This is a genomic window from Hymenobacter chitinivorans DSM 11115 (assembly GCF_002797555.1).
In the GTDB taxonomy this organism is placed as follows: Bacteria; Bacteroidota; Bacteroidia; order Cytophagales; family Hymenobacteraceae; genus Hymenobacter; species Hymenobacter chitinivorans.
Genome location: NZ_PGFA01000002.1, coordinates 271,091 through 290,841 on the forward strand (window position 1 = coordinate 271,091; position 19,751 = coordinate 290,841).

The window sequence follows — 19,751 nt, forward strand, 5'->3', positions numbered from 1 at the left end:
TTAGGCGCCCAGGCTATTAACCTGCTGTTTAGCGGTGGGCAGTAAAATGCCGTCGCGTAAGTATTCATGCAGTAGTGGGCGTAGTTCATACTCCAATTTCTGCCGCAGCGTGAGTCCGCTATCGTCTTTTACCAGAAAATAGCTGTGTCCGGGCTGCACATCGTGCATATCGAACTCGGGCGACATGTGCGTCTCAAACAGTTGCTGTACTTGCTCAAACAGCCGCCGCGCAGGTCCCTCCGGCACCACGTTGGCATCGGGCAGTACCGTCACAAACGCAAAACGCCGCCGGATGGCGTAATCCATGTGCCCCACCGACCGGTCCGCCGTATTCATGGTACCGATGATGTAGAGGTTACTTGGCAGGCGCAGCACTCGGTTCTTATCAGCACCCAGGCCATACACGCTGTCGACTTCCTTGCCTCGGTTCTCAAGCGCGTAGATCAACTCCCCCAACACAGCGGGGAGGTTGGCCCGGTTGATTTCATCAATAATGAGCACGTAATCATTACCTGAGTCAGCTGCCGCCTGCTCCGCTAGTTCCGCCAGTACTTTGTTCTCAGCTTGGTAACGCAAGCTGCCTGCTGAAGTGGTATCCGCTACAATTCCGCGTACGAAGTCCTCATAAGCATATGCCGGGTGAAACTGAATCAGCTTACGGTGCGCCGGCTTTGCGGCCAATCGGTCGGCTATTTGCTCAGCCATGCGGGTTTTGCCGGTGCCGGGTGGCCCTTGCAGCACTATTTGTCCCTTAGCTTTCAGCAAATCAATCGTATCCTGCAAGTGCTGCATTTGCTCAAATTCATTGTAACGCTGTTGAATATCAGTTACCAGCGCATGCATGTTATAAGGATTGATGCGACAAATACCTATCTGAGTAGGATAATTCAATTCGCCCCTTCGAGGCAAATCATAGATAGCAGCATCTGCTACAAAAAGTTTGTCACTATACTCTATCCATAGCTTTTTAAATTCTTCTTTCAGATCAGGGAAGTTAAGGACAGACACTGGCTTTGTAAGCACTTTGGCAATGCCTAAGCCAGCATGCCCGTCCGTTAGAAATACCAAATCATTTACTTCGTAAGTATTGCTCCAAACTCCGATTACAATATGCCTCTCCTTTAATAGATGATAAAACAAAGGTGTATCATCGGATTTAGAGCCCCAGCGGCATCCGAGTTTCCAAATGGTCATATATAGAGCAATGTTTCAAACCATCCCTATTCAACTCGTCTCAAACGAGTTGAATAGCGTGTTCAATTCCAACGCCGCGTACACTTCCAGCAGCGCCTGCGTCACGGCATCGGGCACTACTACCCAGCGCACCGTCATGCCGGCCACCGTGCTCTTCTCCGCCACAAACAGCGGCCCGAATACCCGGTGACGCGCCAACGCCTGTCGCGAAAGCCCAACTAAGCCGGCTGCGTGACCCGCTGCCTCCGCCACCCGGCGCGCCCGCAGAAACGCAAACGAGGCGCTGTAATGCGAAGAGCTGGCGCGGCCATGCTCGCTTAGCCGACGGCGCAGGTCGCGGGTGCGGCCCACGTACACGGGCTGGTCGTCATGATAGAAGGCGTAAATCCCCGGCGTACCCCTGGGAATGTTCTTGGCTAGTTCAGTCCGTGTTATGGGAAAGCAGGCTTCCAGAGTAGCGAGTAACGCAGGAAGCTGAGCAGTATGTTCGGCAAAGGTTTGCTGGGGAGAAGCAGGCATCAAGAGCCGAAAAGGTCAGGTTGATTCGAGGCCAGCTGCTGCCGCAACTTGTCGAGGGTAGTGCCGCCCGGCAGCTTCATGCGCTTAAACACGTTGGCTGCGGGGTTACCCAGATTGTGAAAATAATGCACGTAGGTGCTCTTGAGCACGTCGTTGAGCGAAGAGCCGTACACCAAATCTGGCAACTCCCGGCGGAGCGGCTGGGCAATGCAGCGGCAATCATGCAACGAAGCGTTCAGAGGCGAATCGTTCAGGTTCGGTGCCACCAGAAAAAGGTCTTCGTACAGTTCCACTTCAAACCGCTCGTCGGGACTGCCCGGCGCGTGCACCTCAAAATACAGCTTGGTGCCGCGGGGTAGCAGCAGCCAGTGGGCCTTGCCGGCTAGCTCCAGCTGCTGCGCCGCCGTGGGCAGCGGGTCGCGGCTGGGGTCGAAGGGCTTGCCCACGGGCGGGGCCACCACGAAACCGGCGGCGTTGTCGGTGAGCAGGGTGTACACCGTGTGTTCGGCCAGGCTCAGCCGCTCGCCGGTGAAGGGGTCGTAGAAGTGACCGTGTTGGTAGCGGAGGACGCGGAGGGAGGCAGGCATATCAGATAGTGGTAGTTATGATGGTGTGTAATGGTTTTGGCAAAAGTGGTATAGGCTGACCCCCTCCCTCCGGCTTTTTGCCTAGAGCGAAACAAATTCTTCTATACCCATCCGCAAGGCCTTCGCAAGTGCCCTGCTTTTTGTTGAATACCGTTTTTTTACCTTTATCATCAATACGCTCCAATACTTGGCAAGCCGGATGCGAATATGCTACGCTGCCATCGGGAAACGTATATGCCCACAGCGTTTCGTATAGCTCAATGGTGTAGGTATAACGAGTGTTTTCCGAGTCTGTCTCAGTTAAGTAAATTAGCTTTTGCCCAGTGCTTGGCAACTCCGCCACTACTGACCGGCGCATCTTCTGCAATTCTGGAATTGTATCTACCAACATGGTGTGTAGCTCGCTCTGATACACCGTAGTAGAAAAACTATCGTGGGAAAGTGGATTGAGCAAAATCTGTTTGAATAGCTGCAAGTCATGAAGCTTACCCATGTTGTCGCCTTTTCCCAGCTTAATGAAGAGCTGTTGTAGCTTGTCGAGCTGCGTACCCATTGGCATAGGAATAGTTTCCCCTTTTTCATTTGGGTACATATAGAGGTCTGCGGGCGGGAGAATCTCCTTTAAAAGCCGTTCTGTTTCTTTGCGCAGATAGTTGGCGCACGCCGGGAAATCCTCTGCTTGAAAGCGCCGCCAGGCCTGGGTGAAATGGTCGTTGCTGTCACCGTCGAGTAGGCTGGGCTGCGGCTTGGGAAATTGCTCATTGTTCACCAGCTCCAGCACCCGCCACTTGCCCGAATGCGGCCGGCCGATGTAGTGCTTCAGCATCCGATACAACTCCCGGTCGTGGGTGAAGAAGAAAATCTGATATTCCTGACAGTATTTGCCATTATCGCCAAATAGCCAATCCAACACGTGTTTGCGGTTGCCCATATCGAGGCTGATAAGCAGGTCGTCCAAGCACAGTAGTTTGAGCGTGCTGTTGGCGGGGCGGGTGAGGAGTGCTCCAAGGCGAACAGCCAACGCAATGCGCGTGAGCTGTGCCTCGTTCAAAAAAGATTGCGGCCTGTAATGCCTCACCTCCGAATGTCCAGGCCTCAGGGCTCTTACGCTTAAGATAATAGCAAGGTCTTCTATGTTGTTGCGCCACTCTCGTTGGATAGCTGAAAGAGGCGCGAAACGCAACAAATCGAAAGTGAGCTGTTTGGTGAAATTAAGCTCAATTTGCAGGCTTTCGTCGCCACCTAGAAATTGGTCGCGTAGAAATGCATTCGCGTTGGTCTGAACACTGTTTACGAATAGCCCAATAGCCTCATTGGCCCGCGTTATGTAATCAGCTTCAAATTCTTCTTTCGGCTTCTTCTCCCAGCGCCTGCGGCTGTGTGCTGTCTCCAATACAATCCGCAGCACTTCTTCCAGGTACTGCGGATTGCCGGCGGGAGTGCTGAACAACGGGGTTTGATAAAATGGAAACAGGTCCCGCATAAATACCGGCCACAGATTTACTCCTTCGCGGTTTGACCGTTGGTAGAAATCTTGCAGAAACCGGTAATGAATGAAATCCGAGCTGAGCAAGGCTTCCCGTATCGTGGTATCGGTGCCACTGGCCGGGCCGGTACGGGTGCGCTGGGCTACCGACAACGGTTGCTGCTCGTTCAGCGGGTCGGCGCCGGCTTTATCAAGACCGAGCTGTTGGGTGGTTACGGTGGCAGCACCCGGGAGGTCGGCCCAGGTAAGCTTGATGCTAGCTTCCTCGTCGGGACCGGCAAACACGTAGCGCAGGCTTTCGTACGTTTCGGGCGCACCATCGCGCAACGGCACGAAATACTTGGCAATGTCGGTTGGCGGGGTTTTGCCGACGCTTTGCAAAAACGTGTACAAGGCCCAAAACACCGACGACTTGCCCGACCCGTTGTTGCCGTACACCAGCACGTTGCGCCCGTCGGGGTCGTGCGGCCCGCCCGTAAAATCAAACTCCTGGTCACGAAATGCCTTGAAGTTGCGCAGGTGCAGCTTCTGAATACGCTTCATATCAATTACTTAACAAGAATTACGAAATCCTTACGCCCCGAAAATGGCCCCCAGCCACTCCGGTACGCGGGTGGTGGCCAGCAGCTGCCGGTTGCGCACAGCCGAGGCAGGCTGCTGCCAGGCTGTATACACCGCCCCGATGGCCTCCGGCGTAAGAGGGTCTTGCCCCCGCAACGGCTCCACGTCGTGGGCTACCAGGTCCAGCACGTTCACCTCGCGGGCACGCATCCGCTCAGCTAGGACGGGGTACAGCTCGCACACGGCCAGGTCGAGCACTTGCTGAAAGTAGGCGGCTACGGTGCCGTTGGTGAGGCCCAGCACGGCGGGCGTGGCGGCGTAGTCTGCGTCGTGCAGCCAGCGCTGGGCTCGCACCAATGCCTCCACGGCCGCCGCGTGGGGCGGGGCCGGCGTGGGCGGCAGCGGGAAAGGGTTGAGGTAGTTGGATTTCATACGGCGCGCATCACCTTGCAGCGTGTCACCGGTACGTTTCTGAAACCACCACATGACCCGGCTGTTGGCTAACGCCAATATGTAATCATAGCTCTCATCTGTATCCGGGTACTTAATCCAGGTATAAACTGTAGTAACAGGGTAAAAGCCACCAGGATTAAATGCTACATTGGGATGGCTTGTGCATATTTCCATATTAACAATCCGAGGACGCTCTGCTAGCAACTCGTCTGTATTTCTCGGGTATAAATATTCATACCAATTAGCCAATTTGCTGGCTTTGCCTTTCTCCCTGTTTTTAAATTCTGCTTCATATTTAATTAGGTACTCGTACGTAGATTTGTTGTTTGTTCTTAATTCTTCAAGTGTAGGTACTTTTGAAGTTCTTAGACTTGAATCGAACTCATAAGGAAAGAATACAATGGAACGACTTTCAAGTTTTCCGAAGCGTTGAACATCTCGTCCCTTGAGTAAAGGTTTCCAATATTTCTTTTCGACTTCCCATTTTATATTAGGATTCAGCTCATTGTAACCTCGATACAAATTCGTGTCTATAGGTTGCTCATCGTCAAGGGTGAGTACATACAGTTTGTCATGGCTAGTCTGCAAGCCAGCAAAAATGTTAACAATATCTTGTAAGCGTTTAGCTCCATGCTTGTAGAATGATTCAAACAGGTCATACTCTGATACAGAGTCTAAAAGAATCCAAGGGCTAGGCGAGCCGTAATAAGCGGCAGATTGGCGAATCTGTTCATACGTCACTGTCTGGTATTTCTCATCCTGGGGCAGCACAGCATCGTAGGTGGCGGGGTCGGTATTGGGCGGCAGCTTCAGCAGCTGAAGCTGCTCGTGGCGGCGGCGGCCCAGCAGGGCTACGGCCACGTAGGTGTCGGCGGCGTTGAACACACGGTTGGACCCGAAGTGGGCCACGCGGCTCACGTACTGGCCTTGCAGCAGCCAGCCCCGGAAGGCTTCGGCCCCGGCTGCGTTGAAGAACTTGTGCGGGAAGATAAAGCAGGCCGTGCCGCGGGCGTTGAGTAAGCGCTCCACGGCCAGGTACACAAACAGGTTAGCCAGGTCGTAGGCGCCTTTGGCTACGGGCTCGTATGCCGTTTCATAAGCCGTTTTCTGGGCGGCCAGGCTGAGCTGGCTAGTTTGTACCCGCATGTAGGGCGGGTTGGCAATAACGATGTCGAAGCCACCCCGGTCGAACACGTTTTTGAAGTACAGGTGCCACAGAAAATAGGGCCGGTCGGTGGAGTGCTGCACCTTCATCAGGCGCTGCTCCCGCTCGGTAGCCTCGGCCACGGCTTGGGCGCGCTGCCGGTGGCGCTGGGCCTGCACGCTGCGGGGTCGGGCAGCCAGTGCCTGCGCAAAGTGCGGCCCCAACTGGCCGCGTAGCTCGGCCTCGTAAGCTGCCAGCTCGGCTCCAGCCTGTAATCGGGCCTGGCCCACTACGGCCCGTAGCCAGCTGTCCACGGTGTCGCCGATGGTGCTACGCAACGATTTTTTATCGGCAGAGCCAGCCGCGAAGTAGTCTTCAATTTCGCGCAGCAGGTCGGTGCGCTGCTTGCCCGTAAACACCAGCAGCGGCTGCCGGCGCTTGCTGAACTCGGCCCCCAGCTCAAACTGGCCTTTCTCCACCAGCAGCACGGTGTCGTCGGGGCCGGTGGCGGCTTGGGCCGTAAGGTCGCTGAAATCAATGCCCTCGAAGCTTTCCAGCAGCGAGTCGCCTTGCATCACCTTGTAGTCGAGGTTGGGCAGCAGCACGGGGCGGTCGGCATCCACCACCAGTGCCAGCCAGAAGCGCAGGCGGGCAATGCCCACGGCGCCCTCGTCCACGTCCACTCCGTAGATGTTGTGGTGGATGATGTGCTCCTTCACCGCGGCCGGCACGAAGGGCGGACGCTGGTGGTCGGGCAGGTACGGGTATAGATACAACCGGGCCGCAAACAGCTCCTGCAGCAGCCCAATGGGGAAAGCCCCCGAGCCAATGGCTGGGTCGCAGATGGTGACCTCGCGCAGGTACCGGTCGAGGTCGGCGGCGTAGGGGCGCAGCGGGGCGGGGAGCCCCTCGTGCGGGGCCCGCACGAAGCGGGCCAGCGCCGGGCGGGCCCCGGCGGCCGGCACGTGGGCAAACTGCTGCTCCAGGTAAGCAATAAGGCTTTCCTGGGCCATGTGCCGCACGATGGCGCGGGGCGTGTAGATGGCGCCTCGGGCCCGGTTTTCTTCCAGCAAGTTCTCGAAGATGTGGCCCAGCATTTCGGGGTCAATGCCCACGTCGTGGTCATCGGGCCGGTTTTCTTCGATTGTGAAGTTGTAGCGCCCGAAAAACAGCAGCACCGACTCGAACAGCGTATCGGGAAAGTCGATGCTGCGCCCGTTGGGCGTGTCTTCGTCAAACAAGCCCCCGTTCAGATAAGGCACCCGGCACGGCGCGACCATGCCCGGCACGAAAAAGCGGTTGTCGGGCCGGGGCTGGTTCAGGGTGTTGAAGAACAGCTCCGTCAGGCACTGGCTGTGAAACCGCTCGGGCGTGTTCTGCGAAAATTGCCGGAATAGGTTGAGCAAAAACTCCGGGTCGCCGCCTTCCCAGGGGGCAGCTTCGCCCGTAGCGGGTGGGCAGCCCATCCAGCCTTTCTTTTGCAGGAAGTGCAAAAACACCAGCCGCCCCAGCAGGCGCTTGGTGTAGTCGCGCATCAGCTTTTCCTCGGCCGCCCGGCGCAGGGCGGCGCTGGCGTTTTCTTCCAAGTTCACCAACGTGGCAAACTCAGGTCGGTACTGCCGGTAGAGATGTTCGGTAAACGCCTCGTAGAATCGGCGGTAGTCGCTGAAGAAATCCTTGCTGAGCTGCTCCACCGAAAACGTCTTGCGCAAATCAGCCAGGGTGGCGCGGCCCGCCTGCTCACCTAGCCCAGCCAGTCGTTGGGCCGCCGTGGTAGCAGCTTCGCGCGGCCCCAGTACAAAGGTGTACCGGCGGCGCTCGGCGGCTCCGGCGCTGCCGGCCCGGTGCTCGGCCCGGGTCTGAAACGACAGGCGGTAATCGGGCTGGCCTGGGTCGTGGTAAAACACCAGTAGGCCGTGGGTAGCGGCGTTGTCGATGAAAGGATAGGTAAGGGCTCGTAGCCCCACTCGATTGCGGGCTATGTCAGTGGTTTCGGCCTTGAGCGTCACTTCCACCACAGCCAGCCGCTGGCTGGCTCCAAACAGCGTGGCCTCGCCCACGTCGGCGTAGCCCAGCTGCACGGCCGCCGCCACGCGGTCGGCGTCGGGGTTTTGAATGGGCTGGGGCTGGGCAAAAAATTCTACCCGCTCGCGGCCCAGTAGCTGCCGCAGTACCGGCAGCCAAGCTGCCCGGTCGTAGCGTTGTTGAAGAAAGGGTTTTAGTTCGGCAGCAGTAGGCACAAGCAACAAGTAAAAGGCGCAGCAGCAAGCTACACCAACGATTCAGAAATGATAATGCGCGGCAAGGTGGCCGAGCCGTCCTCAGCTGTCGTTGCGGCGCCGGCTGGGGCCACCTCCGTCGGGTCGGGCAAGGGATACTTGCTCAGCAGGCGGCGCACGGCGGCCAGGCGCTCGGCGTTGGTGAGCTGCACCTTTTTCAGGTTGGCCTGCAGCTTGTTCAACTCGCGCTGCAACTGCTGAAAGCGCCCCGAAGCCACGGCTAGCTGGCCCGCTCGAAACGGCACCCGTTCGGCGGCCGGTGCATCGGGCATCAGCAGCAGCACACAGTCGGCCAGGAAGTCCAGCGCCCGTCGCTCGTTGGGGGCCACGCGCTGCACCACTAGCGGCTGCGCCGCCGCTTGCGCCACGGCCGCGCCAAAGTACGAGGCTGCCCGGCGCACGTGTTCATGGTGGTGAGGCGGTAGCGGCTGGGGTCGCTCGTCGTGGGTGGCAAAGAGCAGCTTGTCAGCCTCTAGAAACGACAGCTCCTCCAGCAGCGGCGCAGCCTCGGGAAAAGCGCCGGCCGCTGGCTCGGTGCAGCGGTAAAATCCGTCGCGGCGGTGGGTGCGCAGGTAGCACACGGTGGTGCCGGCCAGCGCGGGTAGGCTGGGGTGGGCGCGGCCTGTGCGGGCGCGCAGCGGCAGCCGCCGCAGGCGGTCGAGCAGGGCCGGGTCGCGCCGGAACTGTTCGCGCAGCCACAGCAGGCGTTTCAGGCGTTCGTCCTGGCCTTCGTCGGGGCTCTTATCGAAAATGCCGAACGACTGCGTTTCCTCGTCGGGTGAATACACCTCGGAGTCTTCGCCCAGCGCCTCGTGAAAGGCCTGCAGCTTCAGGTATGCCTTGGCCTCTAGCCCAATGGTGGAATTGACCTGCGCCGTAGGGAAGAAGTTGTACACGTACACGCGCTTGGCCACTGAGCCGATGCGGTTCACGCGCCCGATGCGCTGCATTAGGCGCGTGGAGTTCCAGGGCGTATCGTAGTTGACGATGGACGAAGCTCGGTGCAGGTTCACGCCCTCGGCCAGCACCTCGGTGGCCAGCAGAATGTCGTAATTGTGCTGCCGCTCGCCGTCCTTTACGTTCGCGTCGAAGTTGGCCCGCACGGTGGGCATCAGCCGCTCCCGGTTGGCCGAGTCGATGACCAGCACCCGGCGCGAGCTGTGCTCGGCGAGTTTCTCGGCCAGGTACTGCGTGGTATCGCGGGCCTCCGAAAAGATGACCAGCTTCTGGCCGGGGTTGCGGTCGGGGGCGAAGAATTGCGGCTCCATTGCTTCCAAGAAAGCGTCGAGCTTGGGGTCCAAATGGCGATATTCTTCCCACCGCTCCAGCAGCGGCCACACCAAGGCTTTGTCGCTTTGTAGGCCGGGCAAGAAGTCTTTGTCGAAGTCGTCGGGCGTGCATACTTCAATGCTGGGGTCCAGCTCGGCGCGCTCCAGCACCAACTGTTCCAGTTCATCCAGCCGGTCGTTCAGCACCAAGTCCGTTACGGGCAGGTTCGGCGCAATGTAAATACGCCCGTCGGCAAACATCTTCAGCATGGCGTCGTTGGCTGCGGCGAAGCGCCGCAGCGATGAGCGAAAGGCCCGAAACGACGAGTCCATGCGCTTGAGCAGCATCGTGCGCATGATGTGCTCCAAAGAGTTGGAAATGCGCTCAGCGTACTTGTACTTCTCCTTTTTGGGTCCGACCAAGTTGGCAATGGCCCGGTAGCGGTTGTAGGTCAGCCGGCCCGTTTGGCTGGTGCCGGATTCGGGCTTGCTCAGCGCCGCTACGGTTTCGTCAAATAGTGCTTCCAACCCCGGTTCTAGCTGGTAAAGCTGCACTATGGGCTTGCCCACTTCCGGAAACACGATGCCCTGCTGCGCTAAATCCTGCCGGTACAGCTCATTGCCCAGCAGGTCGGTGCGGGTGCGGCGTACGGTCACCTGTTCCAGCACCTTTACTCGAATTTCGGTGTACAAGCGCTGTAGCCCGGCACGCATGTCGGCTTTGGACACTTTTTTCAGCTTCTCGTACTCGTCTGTGCGCTGCCGGAAAAAATGCTGCAAGTTGTCCACGCCTTCCAAGGACGACTGCTTGGAGTCCTGAAACAGGTACAGCAGGTTGGCAATGTCCTCGGGCCGGTTGTTGAGTGGGGTGGCCGAAATTAGAATCACGCGCTTGCGCTCTAGCGCATCGGTGCCGTATACCTTACGCCGGGTAGGCGTCTTGCACAGGCGCTGCAGCTGCCCGTAAGCCCCGGCCGTGTCGTTACGGAACTTGTGGGCTTCGTCCACGATAATCAAATCGTAGTCTTCCGCTTCGTGGGGCAGTTTGTGCAAGGAGCCATTGGGCAGAATGTCGTAGGCCCCGAAGCGCTGCAGGGCGAAGTCGCGAGTAGCCTCGCGCCAGTTGACCACCAGCGCGGGCGGTGCAATAATCAGCACCCGCGGCGTGTGCACGGCCGAGCGGACGAACTGGCAAAACCGCTTGGCAATCAGCGTTCCTACGATGGTTTTACCCAGTCCAACCACGTCGGCTAGGAAAAAGCCGTGGTGCTGCCGCAGCTTGCGGAAGCCGTCCGTCACGGCGTCCAGCTGATACTTTAGCTTGTAGAACTTCTCCGGCAGCAAGTCGGCCACGGTGCCGTATTCCTCATCCAGTGACTTGCCAAAGTACTCGATCAGGCATTTCAGGTAGATTTCATAGGGCGTCAGCTCATCATTCAGGTAGGTCCGCGTAGCCACCGTTTGCTTCAGGTCAACCGGCAGTAGCTCCGTACTTTCATCCCACAGGTCCTGAAACGTCTTCGTGGCGTAGCACACGTCGTCGTAGTCCCGCAGCTCCACGTTGAATTCAAAGTTGTCCTTCAAGCCTGCCTCCGTAAGGTTGCTGGACCCGGTGATGACCGATGCCGCCGTGTGCTCGTTGAACGGCACGGGCCGGAAGATGTAGATCTTGGAGTGCAGCCGCTGGCTGGGATGCGCCCGTACCTGGAGTCGCCCACTTGCCACACCTTCCACAAACCACCGGATGCCATCTTCCGCCTCCCTGGTATACTCGGCTTCCTGAATGTCCACCACCAAGTCGTCCATGGCCTGCTGTCGGGCACGCAAAGCGTTGCCTAATTGCAGGCCCTGGGCGTGAGCTTTCTGCAACGCCTTATCCACGTTGATGCCCACTAGAATCCGCACCTCGGCTACGTCGGCCAGTAGCTCGCGCAGTCGGTAACACCCCGAAGCCCGGAAGAAACCAACCAGTGCGTCGAACTGCTGCACGGGCATGTGCGCGAAGATGCCGCGCAGCTTTTCCAGCAGCGTATTGCCGTCCTGATTGGTAAAGAACTTTGTCTTAGTCATTAACTTCTAGCAAATCATGCGTAGCGCAATGCAAACACGCTCCAACAAGCTGCAAGTTATTGTTTCAGACTTCAAGCTGCTGATAAATTTGAGGTAAGAGCCACTTTTAGATTTCGACAGAAGCTCCGAAAACTTTAGAGCGGAAATTGCTTCTCATACAGTACTAAAGTTTATAGTCTAATTTTCACTACACCAGTTTGTTCATAATACATAAGATGTTTTGCGCATAACATATAGGCCGTGTAAACCGCTGTGTAAACCAAAACCAAATCAGCCACCCAGACTTGCATCTAAGTGGCTGATTATGAATGAGCGAGAAACGAGGTTCGAACTCGCGACCCTCAGCTTGGGAAGCTGATGCTCTACCAACTGAGCTACTCTCGCGGGAGGGGTTGGTGCAAGCAAAAGTACGCAGCATTTGGCAAACTAGAAACTGCATGGGCAGACTACGGCTTCATATTTCTGCAATGCGGCAAATGCTCGGGTTGTCAGAAGTGCCACCCAAGGCAGGAGCTTGCGTATGAGGACTGAACCATACCCGGCGTCGGGCAGTGGTTAGTCATCCGAATTTTTCTTCCGCTCTATGAAAATCCTCGTTTTCGGTGCTTCCGGTGCTACCGGCCGCCAACTGGTGCAGCAGGCCCTCGACCAACAGTTTAGCGTGACGGCTTTTGTGCGCGACCCGGCCAAGCTGACTGTGAAGCACCCGAACCTGCGGGTGGTGCAGGGCGACGTGCTCCGGCCCGAAACGGTGGAAGCAGCCATACCAGGGCACGAAGCCGTGGTCCTGGCCTTGGGCGTGAAGAAAAACCAAGCCGGGGATACTACTCTCTCGGATGGAACCCAGAGTATCATTGACTGCATGCGCAAGTACGGGGTGCCGCGGTTGATTTGCGAATCATCCTTGGGCGTCGGTAGCAGCAAAAATGAGGTTGGGTTTCTGTTCGGGAAAGTGGTGGCGCCGCTATTTCTGAAGCACATCATGGCCGACAAGGAACGGCAGGAAGCTCTGATTCAGCACAGCGGCCTAGACTGGACCATTGTGCGGCCCGCCGGGCTGACCAATGGCAAGGCTACCGGGGGCTATAAGGTGGCGTTGAGTTTTGCCAATGCCAAAATCAAGGGGCGGGTGTCGCGGGCTGACGTGGCGCAGTTCATGCTCAAGCAGCTGGCTACTGATGCCTTTGTGGGGCGGGCCGTGGGAATTTCCTATTAAGTTTGACCTTCTAATACTTTTCCAATGGCTTATCCTCCCGCTGGTCGCTCCCGTACGACGGGCACCCTGTACCTGCTAGCCGGGGTGCTGTTACTCATTGCCCTGGCTTTTCGTTCGCCCGATTTGTTTGCCGCCTGGCAAACCGGTACGCTCACGTCGGCCCGCACGGGCCTGACCCTGGTGTTTCTTGTCGGGGCCTTGTTTATGCTGCGCATGGGCTGGCGCCTGCGGCGGACCAACCGCCAGAACGACGTTATTGACTAACGCCGCCGTTTTCTTCTTTTGCTTGTATGTCTTCACCGCTTCGCATTACCGTTGCCAAACGCACCCCGGCCGTAGCTGCCCAATTAGCGGAGCTCGGTCGTCAAACCTTCCACGATACCTTTGCGGCCGATAACTCGGCGGCGGATATGGCCGAGTTTCTGGCCACTACCTTTAGTGCCGACAAACAGTTGGTCGAGCTTAATGACCCGCAAACCACCTTTCTGCTGGCTCACCACCAGCAGGATGCCGTGGGCTACGCCAAGCTGCGGCTGGACTCGACGCTGGGCTTGGAAGCAGGCAAAGACGCGGCCGGTCGGCTGGAGATTGAGCGGCTATACGTGCGGCAGGATTGGATAGGTACTGGCTTGGGGGCCTCGCTGATGCGGCGCGCTATTGAGGAAGCCCGCCAGCACAAGTGCCGCACGGTGGTACTGGGTGTATGGGAGCGAAATGAGCACGCCATTGCTTTCTACCGCCGCTTTGGGTTCAAAGAAATTGGCAAGCACGAGTTTCGGGTGGGACAGGATATTCAAACCGACCTGATTCTGCGCAAGGGACTGTAGCCGTTGCACATTGCGGCCGCCTATTACCTTTGCGGCCCAGTCACCTTCCGTTTTGCCCTAGTGAGAAAATTCCTGCTTTTACCGTTTCCGGCTCTTCGTTTCGGCGCGTGGCTGCTGCCGGGAATGGTGCTGGGAGTAGTAAGCAGCTGCTCTTCGGGTGGTGAACGGGCTACTACGCTGCCCTTGCCCACGGGCCACTACGAAGGCCCCATCAGCTACCAGGGCACCGATTTGCGGGTGGCGCTGGATCTGCGGGAGGTGGCGCCGGGACAATTAGAGGCCGACCTGCACTTTCCGGAGCTGGAGGGAATGAGCTTTGCCGCGGCCAACCTCCGCTACAAAGAGCCGCAGCTGATGTTTGAGCAGCCGGGACAAGCCAGCCGGGCCGCCGTGACGGCCATCCGGGAAGGCGACTTTCTGCGGGGTGTCTTCACGCTGGACAGCATCAAGGCCGAATTTGTGTGGGTGCGGCGGGGGCAGGCCGCGCCCCGGTCTTACCAGCCCCAAGCCTGGGCATTTCAGGCCGCCGGAAAAGCGCAGCGCCTGACGTTGTTGGTGCCCGCCGATACGGTGAGCCGGCACCCGGCCGTGGCCCTGCTGGCCGACGAAACCTCCGCTGCCGCGGCCCAAGCCCGCGCTGACTTGCTGGCCCGGCAGGGTTTCGTCACGGTAGTAGTACCGACGGCCAAAGTGCCCGAGGGCGACTCAACCTCCATCCGCAGCGTAGCCGCCGTGTTCCAGGCTTTGCGCCACCAGGCGTCGGTCGACTCAACCCGGGTGGGACTGTGGCTGCGCGGGCCGGGGGCCCGGGAACTGGTGTTGGCTACGGGCCTGACCCAACCGGCCGCCAGCTTCGTGGTCTTGGAAAATGTGGCCGTGGCGTCGGGTGAGGAAGCCAAGCCGTTTCAGCAAGTAAGCCGCCTGCGGATTCCGGTACTGGCCCTATACGCCGCCGCCGACACCAGCCTGGACGTCCGAGGCAGTACCCGGCGCCTGCGCGCGGCTGTGGGTTCCCGGCGCGGCTCCACCGTCCGGACATTTCCCCAGGCCAATGCCGACTTCGTGGTGCCCGGCCGTGTGAATTCAGAAGGTAAATGGCTCTGGCCCCAGCCCGCCCCCGGCTTTGCCGAGGGCCTAACTTCCTGGCTTCAACAGCGCGGGCCCGTGCAGTAGGCTGTTACAGGATCAGCAGGCCTTTTTCCCGCAGCAGCTGCCAGGTCGGCGACGCCAGAAAGGCCTCGAAGCTCATGCCGGCTACACTGGTAGGAAAGGTGGCGGCCACTTCTTTCAGTAGCACTTTCGTGTCGTAATCGGTGGCCAGGCTGGTGATGAGTTGGTACAGCCAGGGGCCCAGGACGGCGGCCGTTTTCACCTCGAAGTCCTCGGCCTGCTCGTAAAACGTTAGGATGGCCCGCTGGCCTTTCTTGGCCTCGGTATAGCGCAGCTCGGGCGCGTTGCCCAGCCAGAACAAGCGCTGGTTCTGCTTGGCAAAATCGGGCTTGCCCGGCTCCTGCAAAGCCTGCTGAATCAGCTGGCGGGGCACCTTGGAGTGGGGCGTCTTGAAGTCGAACCAGAAGCTGAGCGGCTCGTTGAGGGCCACACCGTGCATGTAGTTGTAGAGGGCCTTGGCCAGGCCGGCCCCGAACTTCTCGTGGTCGGTACCGGTGGGGTCGTCGTGCCACAGGTCGTTCCAGGCAAAGTCGCCGGGCTCGGGGCCGATGGGCACCACTTGGTACTTGGCCGGGTTTTTCCCGACCGGCGAATGGGCCGTCATGGCGAAGCGGTGCCAGTAGCCGCTCTGCACGATGCCGGCCCCGAACAGCTGGCGCACCACCTCCAGCGCGTCCACGGTTTCCTGGGTGGTTTGGGTCGGGAAGCCATACATCAGGTAGGCGTGCACCATGATGCCGGCCTGGGTGAAGCCGTCGGTGACGCGGGCCACCTGGGCAATGGTGACGCCTTTTTCCATCAGGGCCAAGAGCCGGTCGGAAGCCACTTCCAGTCCGCCACTCACGGCAATGCAGCCCGAGGCTGCCAGCAGGCGGCAGAGGTCGGGCGTAAAGGTTTTCTCGAAGCGGATGTTGCCCCACCAGGTAATGTTGACCTGCCGCTTGAGGAGCTCCACGGCCAGGTCGCGCAGGGCTAGGGGCGGGGCGGCCTCGTCCACGAAGTGGAAACCAGTCTGTCCGGTTTGCCGCACAATCTGCTCAATCCGGTCGACGAGCAAGGTGGCCGGGGCCGTTTCGTAGCGGGAAATGTAGTCCAGCGTCACGTCGCAGAACGAGCAACGCTTCCAGTAGCAGCCGTGGGCAATGGTGAGCTTGTTCCAGCGCCCGTCGCTCCAGAGCCGATGCATGGGGTTCAGCACCTCGATTACCGACAGGTACTCCGTTAGCGGCAAGTCGCTGTAGTCGGGCGTACCCACTTCCGTGTGCGGCACATCGGGGTGGGGGTGGTTGATATACTCCACCACGCCGGCCGCGTTGCGCAGAAAGGTGCGCTGGAAGGTGCTAGTTGTTGGTTGTTGGTTGTTAGTTGTTAGGTCGTTCTGCCGGCTTATGCTTGACGGGCCGGCTTCAGCCAGTTCCTCCACCTGACAACTAACAACGGACAACTGCCGACTAATATACTCCAGCAGGCGCAGCCAGGGGCCTTCGCCGTCGTCGAGGGTCAGAAAGTCGATGTAGTCGAAAAAGCGGGGCTCCTTGATCTGGCGCAGTTCGGTGTTGGGGTAACCGCCGCCCATCAGGGTTTTGGCCGCCGGCCGCAGCTCTTTCACCCGGCCCGCCAAGCGCAGGGCCCCGTAGAGGTTGCCGGGAAACGGCACCGAGAAGCCCACCACGTCGGGCTCGGTGCGGGCCACCAGCTCGTCGAGCAGCTCCAGCAGCATCCGGTCCAGCAGGTTGGGGGCGGCTTGTAGGGCCTCGTGCATGGCATCGAATGAGGTGGCCGACATGCCCAGACGCTCGGCGTAACGCGAGAAGCCAAACTGCGGGCCCACGGTTTCCTTGATCAGGTCACCGATGTCTTCGAGGTAGAGCGTGGCCAGGTGGCGGGCCTGGTCGTTGAGGCCCAGGGTGCCGAAAGCGGCTTCCAGGTCGGCAATATTGTCGAAGCGGGCGGCTTCGGGCAGGAAGCGGCTGTGGCAGATGCGCGAGGCCAGGGTGGTGTCCTTGTTCTGCAAAAACCGGATAACGGGCCCGATGGTGGTCAAATAGCTGCGCTGCAGCCGCACCATGCGCCGGGCATTGTCGCTGAGCTCAAAGCCGCCGGCCTCAATTTCGGCAAATACCCGCCGCAGCCCTTCGGCCGAAAACAGCTTCAGCACCAGCTCCAGGCCCAGGTCGGCCTGGGTGACCTGGTAGCCCCGGCCGCCCAGAAAACCCTTGATGTAGGGCGTGGCCGGGTAGGGCGTATTGAGCTGGGTGAGCGGCGGAGTAATGAGCAGGATTCGGGGCGAAGCAATAGACACGGCGGCACGGCAAAGAGAACCACAAAGATACGCCCCAACAGCGTAGCGCGGCGCGTTGGTTCAGGCCCTAGCCCCGGCCGCGCTACATCTTCATCTTGTTCATCAGCAGCAAGGACGGGTTCAGGCGGATATACACCTGGGCCGAAACCGGCGTTTTGCCATACAAGGGCTGAATTGCGGCGTCGGGTCGGTACACGGTACCCTGGGCACCCAGCACCACGTCGGTACGTATCAGCTGGGCCAGGCGGTAGTTGGCGCCCAGCGTTAGGGCGTGCACGTTGTATAAGGCCGGGGCTTCCTCGGTGTGCAATTGGCGGCCGGTCTGCAGTTCCTCGCTCGACTTCTGCACGAACTCGTAGCGGCCGTACACGGCGGGTTTGCCCAGTTGCACGTTGGTTTCGGCCAGCAGTGAGTGCGCCACTTCGCCGTGCGCCCCGTCGGCGTGCAGGTGCTCATTCATGCCCCACACCAGGGCGGAGGTCAGGTAGCGGTTGTCGCCCCAGATCTGGTTGTGAATCACTGAGGCTGTGGTGCGGTTCACGTCCTCGTCGGGAAACAGCTCCTCGGGGCTTTTGATAAAGGCCCGCGACACCTGCAGGGCCAGCGTAGCCGTGGGGTTCCAGTTGAGGCGGCCGGCCCAGGAGTCGGCCCGGGGTTTGTCGAAGCCGTAGCGCTTCTCGTTGGGCTCCCGGCCGGTGAAGTTGGAGCCTTCCAGCTTGAACTGCTTGTAGCGCAGGCCCACGGTAGCTACGCCAAAGGCAATGTGCGTTGCGTCCTGCCAGTGGTGGCCCAGGGCCGCGTCAGGGTTAGGCATCGCCGAAATACGGTGCATAAATGCCACTGGCCCGATGGCCGGCTCCCCAGGGTAGCCCAGGTACAGGGTCAGGTCCACGTCGGGCGAAAAAGCGTGGGTGTAGCCAATGCTCAGGGCCGAGAACAGGTCGTGGGGATGCTGCCGGTCCACCAGCGGCCGGCCCTGGTAGGCTTCACCCGACTGAAACAGCAGCGGATATCCGTCGTTGCTTTCGGTTAGGGCATCCAGGGAAATCATGGCCGTCAGGTTCAGCAGCCCTTTCTCCCCAATGGGGCGCTGGGCCATGGTCATAAACCAGTTGGGGGCCCCGAAGGCGCTGCCACCCCGCTGCCCGCTGCTGCGGTTCAGGTTCTGGCTGGTGTAGCGCAAGTACACCGCCCCGTGGTTCATCACCATCCAGGGGCCGTGGTGGCTCATCCACATGTACATGGGCGTCTGGTCGGGGTTCCAGGCGGTGCCCGAGCCGTTGCGACCCATGGGCAAATTGCGCGAGTAGGCGTGCGACATTCCCTCGTGCTCCCCGTGCGCCATCGAGCCGTCGGCGGCCATGTTCATGCCGGCGTGCTGCATGTGTTTGTGGCTGGTGTCGGGCGCGGCAGTAGGGGCGGGCGTGGCACTCATTGGCATGCCCGGCATGCTGTGGCCCGCGTGGTTCATGGTCCGTGCGGTGTCGGCCGGCGGGGTCGGGGGCGTGGTAGGCTGGTGATGGTGCTGTCCGGCGCTGACCAAAGGCCAGGACAGCAGCAGGACGGGGAGCAGAAAGAGGTGCGGACGGAAATCCATAAAAAGCACTTGGGGTAGTAGAAGACAAGTTGCTTCTACTACCCCAAGACTACCGCGTTGGTTATACAGAATTCGGCCGGAGTACGTGCAATACTCGCGCTTATACCGCTTGCCCTAGGCCAGCTGGTCCAGGGAAAGCCGTTTGGGCATCAAATCCCGGCGGAATTCACTGACCGAGCGGCCCGTCACTTGGCGGAACTGGTTGCTCAGGTGCTGACCGCTGCTGTAGCGCATCTGGTCGGCAATTTCGCTCAGCGTCATTTCACCGTAGCTCAGCATTTCCTTGACCCGCTCAATTTTCAGGCGGATCAGGTACTTCTCAATCGTGAGGTTGGCCGTGCGCGAGAAGACCTTGCTCAGGTGCGAATACGTGGCCGCAAACCGCTCGGTCAAAAAGGCCGAGGTGGTCAGGGGCATGCGGGCCGTGCGCAGGTGTTCCAGGTATTCTCCCAGCGCACCCTTGATTTGCTCGGTGAGCTGGTCGGCGCGGCCCATCAGGACTTCAAAGCCCGCTTCGTGCAGAATTGGGGCCAGCACCGCGGGGTCGGCGGGAGTGGTGTGGTCCAGCTGCGCCTGCCCCAGCGTCACCTGAGTGGGGCGGTAGCCGGCCTGTTCGAGGAGGTGGCGCACCGCGTCGATGCAGCGGGGGCACACCATGTTCTTAATGTGGAGGAGCGTCGTTTTCACGGATGTTTTGGAGTGTTCTGCCGCGGCACGGGCCGCGTGGGTTTCCGATTATTTACTGCAACCGAAGCCGAAGCCGACCGGGTGCGCCGCACGGGAGCCGCGGGCTCATCCGACCATTCTTTACCAAACCAACGAGTAGCCGCCCAGTTTACGAAAGGCACAACGCCCAGAAACGTAACAGCTAAGAGCCAGAATAATACGAAAAAAGCACCGAATAATCGCCCAAAGAAATGATCCGACACCCCGAAAAGGTAGGTTACCAGCAGTAAGCCCAGTAAAAAACTTACCCCGGCCAGCACGCCGGCGCGGCGCAGCAGAGCGGGAGACAAGGCAGACAGAGCGGCAAAACGATTCATAGGTGTGAGCGTAGCAACAAATATATTGGGAAAGC

Annotated in this window: 14 protein-coding genes and 1 tRNA gene; 4 read left to right on the forward strand and 11 right to left on the reverse strand. The window is 59.4% G+C overall.

Annotation, left to right across the window (positions count from 1 at the left end; translation table 11 throughout):
* The 7 genes from CLV45_RS14725 to CLV45_RS14755 form a co-directional block, all read right to left on the reverse strand.
* Complete coding sequence (locus CLV45_RS14725) at positions 1 to 1,194, reverse strand: McrB family protein (protein ID WP_100337234.1); 1,194 nt, start codon at positions 1,192 to 1,194, stop codon at positions 1 to 3.
* 30 nt (positions 1,195 to 1,224) lie between these two features.
* Positions 1,225 to 1,713 (reverse strand): GIY-YIG nuclease family protein, encoded by a 489-nt coding sequence (locus CLV45_RS14730; RefSeq protein WP_100337235.1) that lies wholly within the window; start codon positions 1,711 to 1,713, stop codon positions 1,225 to 1,227.
* On the reverse strand, positions 1,713 to 2,300 hold the full coding sequence (locus CLV45_RS14735) for a hypothetical protein (RefSeq protein ID WP_100337236.1): 588 nt from the start codon (positions 2,298 to 2,300) through the stop codon (positions 1,713 to 1,715). The genes CLV45_RS14730 and CLV45_RS14735 overlap by 1 nt, the downstream gene beginning before the upstream one ends.
* A gap of 1 nt (position 2,301) precedes the next feature.
* Complete coding sequence (locus CLV45_RS14740; protein ID WP_100337237.1) at positions 2,302 to 4,329, reverse strand: ATP-binding protein; 2,028 nt, start codon at positions 4,327 to 4,329, stop codon at positions 2,302 to 2,304.
* 30 nt (positions 4,330 to 4,359) lie between these two features.
* Positions 4,360 to 8,184, reverse strand: coding sequence for an Eco57I restriction-modification methylase domain-containing protein (locus tag CLV45_RS14745; protein WP_157807528.1), 3,825 nt, complete (start codon positions 8,182 to 8,184; stop codon positions 4,360 to 4,362).
* 29 nt (positions 8,185 to 8,213) lie between these two features.
* Positions 8,214 to 11,561, reverse strand: coding sequence for a helicase-related protein (locus CLV45_RS14750; protein ID WP_100337239.1), 3,348 nt, complete (start codon positions 11,559 to 11,561; stop codon positions 8,214 to 8,216).
* A 311-nt stretch (positions 11,562 to 11,872) separates the two neighbouring features.
* Positions 11,873 to 11,945 (reverse strand) — tRNA-Gly (locus CLV45_RS14755).
* 199 nt (positions 11,946 to 12,144) lie between these two features.
* Between CLV45_RS14755 and CLV45_RS14760 the strand changes: the two genes are divergently transcribed.
* Genes CLV45_RS14760 through CLV45_RS14775 form a run of 4 tightly spaced genes read left to right on the forward strand, consistent with a single transcriptional unit; the run spans position 12,145 to position 14,777 of the window.
* Positions 12,145 to 12,777: an NAD(P)-dependent oxidoreductase gene (locus CLV45_RS14760; protein ID WP_100337240.1), complete on the forward strand. Its 633-nt coding sequence runs from the start codon at positions 12,145 to 12,147 to the stop codon at positions 12,775 to 12,777.
* A gap of 24 nt (positions 12,778 to 12,801) precedes the next feature.
* Entirely contained in the window at positions 12,802 to 13,041 is a 240-nt protein-coding gene (locus CLV45_RS14765; RefSeq protein WP_100337241.1) for a hypothetical protein, read from the forward strand.
* Between the two features lie 26 nt (positions 13,042 to 13,067).
* Positions 13,068 to 13,604 (forward strand): GNAT family N-acetyltransferase, encoded by a 537-nt coding sequence (locus CLV45_RS14770; protein ID WP_100337242.1) that lies wholly within the window; start codon positions 13,068 to 13,070, stop codon positions 13,602 to 13,604.
* A 60-nt stretch (positions 13,605 to 13,664) separates the two neighbouring features.
* Entirely contained in the window at positions 13,665 to 14,777 is a 1,113-nt protein-coding gene (locus tag CLV45_RS14775) for a hypothetical protein (RefSeq protein ID WP_157807530.1), read from the forward strand.
* A gap of 4 nt (positions 14,778 to 14,781) precedes the next feature.
* On the opposite strand, the gene CLV45_RS14780 is transcribed toward CLV45_RS14775, so the two are convergent.
* The 4 genes from CLV45_RS14780 to CLV45_RS25005 all read right to left on the reverse strand — a co-directional run bounded on the left by CLV45_RS14780 (position 14,782) and on the right by CLV45_RS25005 (position 19,716).
* A complete protein-coding gene (locus CLV45_RS14780; protein WP_100337661.1) occupies positions 14,782 to 17,070 on the reverse strand; it encodes a B12-binding domain-containing radical SAM protein in 2,289 nt (762 codons plus the stop codon).
* An 88-nt stretch (positions 17,071 to 17,158) separates the two neighbouring features.
* Positions 17,159 to 18,673: a hypothetical protein gene (locus CLV45_RS14785; protein ID WP_100337244.1), complete on the reverse strand. Its 1,515-nt coding sequence runs from the start codon at positions 18,671 to 18,673 to the stop codon at positions 17,159 to 17,161.
* 114 nt (positions 18,674 to 18,787) lie between these two features.
* Entirely contained in the window at positions 18,788 to 19,360 is a 573-nt protein-coding gene (locus CLV45_RS14790) for a helix-turn-helix domain-containing protein (protein ID WP_135395091.1), read from the reverse strand.
* Positions 19,357 to 19,716: a hypothetical protein gene (locus tag CLV45_RS25005; RefSeq protein ID WP_157807531.1), complete on the reverse strand. Its 360-nt coding sequence runs from the start codon at positions 19,714 to 19,716 to the stop codon at positions 19,357 to 19,359. The genes CLV45_RS14790 and CLV45_RS25005 overlap by 4 nt, the downstream gene beginning before the upstream one ends.
* Positions 19,717 to 19,751: the final 35 nt, after the last annotated feature.